Genomic DNA, 3,434 nt, shown 5'->3' with positions numbered 1-3,434 from the left:
CCGATCCTGATGACCAGCGTGGCGGCATTGCTGGGCACGTTGCCGCTGATGCTGGCGACCGGCGACGGCTGGGAGATGCGCCAGCCGCTGGGGATCGCGATCGTGGGTGGGTTGCTGGTGAGCCAGTGGCTGACGTTGTATACGACGCCTGCGATCTATCTGGCGTTGGCGCGGTTGCGGCGTACTGCGTGATCACCGGGCAGGCGACCCATTGTGGGCAGAGCCAGCTGCTCTTCGCCATGGCCTACGGTGCAACCACCCATGGGGTGGCTCTACCTTGCCAGCGTGGCCGCGTTGCGGCATCTCTTGAGCTGGCGCGGGTTGGGATGGTCGCAATGCATCATGCACCGCAGATTCTGCGTCACCGCCACCTCTCAACCACGGCTGGCATCACTCACATCGCCCGCCGGCTGCAAGAGCCGAGCTTTACCCCTTCCCTCAGGTATAGATCCTTCCCTTTGGCATGACTCAATTTCCAGCCCAGGAGATCAAACGACGCGCTCACATAAAACTCAAAGCGCCCATGGAACTGTTCCGAGGCAACTTCAACTCCGTTCGCATTGCCAGTCGGAAACATGAAAACACAGACCCGAACAACACTGAAGCGAAATGATTCATAAGCCCACTGCCGATCAACTTCCAGAGCAACAAGAGGATCGAGGTAAAGAGTAAAATACCTGGAATTAATACAACCCTCTGACGGAGAGAGCTTCCCACAATCACCAAGGACAAACGAGTCACTCGACATGATCAATGACCTTGATTCGGCATCAATGATCGCAACCATTCCGTCGCCTTTTCTTACTCCATCAATCTAGTAGACGCTCCAAGCGCCAGCACCGCTTGCACCGCTTGCACCGCTTGCACCGCTTGCACCGCTTGCACCGCATGAAATCATCATGATCAGAACAACACCAATGCACTACATCTTGCGCATCTAAGCACCCTTCCATCCGAAGCTGACAGCTACTTCCGCGCATTGGCTGGTGATATGAGCAACTGGGACATCGCCCAACTAGCCGTTCGCAAACGGTCGTCTGCGATACCCAGCCTTTGCTGGATTGCAGTCATTGCACCTGCAGCGAAGGCGCCTGGCGTATCGATCAAAGCGCCTTGCACCCAGAACTGGTAAGCACAACGCTCGGGCACTACCTTTCTGGAAAGAAGCACTTCAGAGAAAGCGCTTGACCGGTCTCCATCCGTTCCCGCTGCGTCCTGCCTCTTCCAAACCTCGCGGATGAGCGACGCAAACAGGGTGGCCCGGTCATCTACGACTCTATCCCGGGTAGTGGCCATATCATCACTGATGCTGCCGCCGTGCGCTACCCATTCGTCAACGATGGGCTCCCACGCAGCATTGCATACATTGTTTTCGTCAAAATAGGCATCAAGTATTTGGTGATAATCCTCCGGATCACTCCTCCCCTTTGCCAAGGAGCATCCGGCGACCATCACCAATATAATAAATGCTGAGATCAATTTCATAATTCGTCACCTGAAATTCCACTCGAATACTGACGCTGAAGCTCCTGTATCCCCCAAGTGCCGCTTGCTTACCGGAATTCTCTTGGAAGCATCCATAAGATTGTCCGTGCATCCAAGCTGCCACTGTTAGCCCCTGCTTCTTTGTAAGCCTGAAAGAGCGGCCTGGGATCAACCCGAACCTGTCCTACAACCAGGCGCCCTGCACTCTTCCCCGCAACCATCGCCGCAGACACCGCCATGTTCTCATCGGACAGAGGCACATGTGCGTTACCGAGTCCTTTCACGCGTCCGCCTGTGCGCTCAATCCACCTGATGGTCGATGTGATCATAAGCGCAAGATTCAGCTCGCACACCTTCCTTGAAGTACCGGCACTTTCCATCGGGATATGCGATTTCCCAACCCAACAAGCCTCCGGAACGGGCTGCATAGAACGTCAGCACCTTTCCATCCTGTGGCGACCTGATCACATAGGTTGACACCGTTTGGGCGCCTGTCGAAAGCGCGCACTGGCCAACCAGCGCAAAATCTACGCCCTCGCTCTCCCACTGCGGCGCCAAGGATGAAGGCATATAGAAATAGAAGTAAGAAGATTTCACGCACCCCCTGGAGGGGGGATTGTCACCGCACGCAGAAAGCGAATTACGCTCTCCCAGCACCCTCATAGTCGCGTTCGAGTAATTAATGAACGAACTCATCCCATCGCCATTATCAACACCATCCTTGAAAAAAAATGTCCCCTTGGACGTCCTTGGCAATTACCGAGCAAGATAACGATCCAAGAAGAATAAGCAGAAAGCACCGTACTTGCATGTTGCGCATTCTATTGGCTTTTTCTCGAATGAGGAAAGCATCCTGTATGCAAAGCTATTCGCCATGGGCTCACGCTGATCTGGCCCACTGCCTTGTCCGGCGGCATACCCATGACCGAACTCGTGGAGTATCGCAAACGTCATCGCAACGGATCCACCCGCGAATGAGGCATTATGATATGAAAACGCCACGCTGCCCGAACTGGTGGACGTGGAATCCAAGGGCGACGAGGGCATGCGCCAGGTGGTGCTGGACATCGACCGCGACGCCGCCGCCCGGCTCGGTGTGGACATGCGCATGATCGCCTCGGTGCTCAACAACGCCTTCAGCCAGCGCCAGGTGGCCACGCTGTACGACACGCTCAACCAGTACCGCGTGGTGATGGAACTGGMCCCCCGCTACACCCAGGACCCGTCCACGCTCGACCAGATCCACGTGATCGGCAAGGWCGGCCAGCGCCTGCCGCTGTCGTCGATCGCCAGCTGTCCTACGGCATGGCGCCGGACCGCATTTACCACAGCCAACARTTCGCCTCGGTCTGGATCGAGTTCGCGCTCGCACCCGGCGTGACCCTGGACCAGGCGGTGAAAGCCGTGGACCGCGCGATGGCCGGGATCATGCTGCCCACCCATGTGCAGGCCAGGCTGAGTGGCGAGGCCGGTGGCTTCGAGACACTGCGCGAGCGCCAGCTGTGGCTGATCSTSGGCGCGATGCTGGCSGTGTACCTGGTGCTGGGCGTGCTGTATGAAAGCTTCGTGCAGCCGCTGGCGATCCTGTCCACCCTGCCCTCMGCCGGCGTGGGYGCACTGCTGGCGCTGATGGCGTTCGGCAACGRATTGAACCTGATCTCGCTGCTGGGCCTGTTCCTGCTGGTAGGCGTGGTGATGAAGAACACCATCCTGATGATYGACTTCGCGCTGTCGGCCGAACGCGAGCGCGGGCTGTCCTCGTATGACGCCATCTCCGAAGCGGCACGGCTGCGCTTCCGGCCGATCCTGATGACCAGCGTGGCGGCATTGCTGGGCACGTTGCCGCTGATGCTGGCGACCGGCGACGGCTGGGAGATGCGCCAGCCGCTGGGGATCGCGATCGTGGGTGGGTTGCTGGTGAGCCAGTGGCTGACGTTGTATACGACGCC

The 3,434-nt window shown here is 57.9% G+C and carries 4 protein-coding genes and 1 pseudogene; 2 read left to right on the top strand and 3 right to left on the bottom strand.

Annotated elements, in window-relative coordinates; genetic code table 11:
- The coding region (locus tag AC1DGC_RS20120; RefSeq protein ID WP_478048684.1) for an efflux RND transporter permease subunit at window positions 1-192 on the top strand (192 nt) is incomplete at its 5' end.
- A gap of 202 nt (window positions 193-394) precedes the next feature.
- Here AC1DGC_RS20120 and AC1DGC_RS20115 read toward each other — a convergent pair.
- From AC1DGC_RS20115 to AC1DGC_RS20105, 3 genes are all read right to left on the bottom strand, one after another.
- The gene (locus AC1DGC_RS20115) at window positions 395-787 is read right to left on the bottom strand and encodes a hypothetical protein (protein ID WP_478048683.1); all 393 of its coding nucleotides are present in this window, start codon (window positions 785-787) and stop codon (window positions 395-397) included.
- Between the two features lie 179 nt (window positions 788-966).
- Window positions 967-1,485, bottom strand: a complete 519-nt coding sequence (locus AC1DGC_RS20110; RefSeq protein WP_478048682.1) for a hypothetical protein — start codon at window positions 1,483-1,485, stop codon at window positions 967-969.
- A gap of 300 nt (window positions 1,486-1,785) precedes the next feature.
- Window positions 1,786-2,082: a hypothetical protein gene (locus AC1DGC_RS20105; RefSeq protein ID WP_478048681.1), complete on the bottom strand. Its 297-nt coding sequence runs from the start codon at window positions 2,080-2,082 to the stop codon at window positions 1,786-1,788.
- Window positions 2,083-2,530: 448 nt separating this feature from the next.
- Here AC1DGC_RS20105 and AC1DGC_RS20100 point away from each other — a divergent pair.
- Window positions 2,531-3,434: pseudogene (locus AC1DGC_RS20100) on the top strand (efflux RND transporter permease subunit); the annotation flags it as partial.

The organism is Stenotrophomonas sp. 05N37 (genome assembly GCF_056397365.1).
The sequence above is the reverse complement of the archived record's forward strand: the minus strand, read 5'-3'. Positions and strand labels throughout refer to the sequence as shown.

Excerpts from the sequence above, each read along its gene's own strand:
- AC1DGC_RS20115 (WP_478048683.1), bottom strand. The coding sequence starts at position 787 with ATGGTTGCGATCATTGATGCCGAATCAAGGTCATTGATCATGTCGAGT.
- AC1DGC_RS20110 (WP_478048682.1), bottom strand. The coding sequence starts at position 1,485 with ATGAAATTGATCTCAGCATTTATTATATTGGTGATGGTCGCCGGATGC.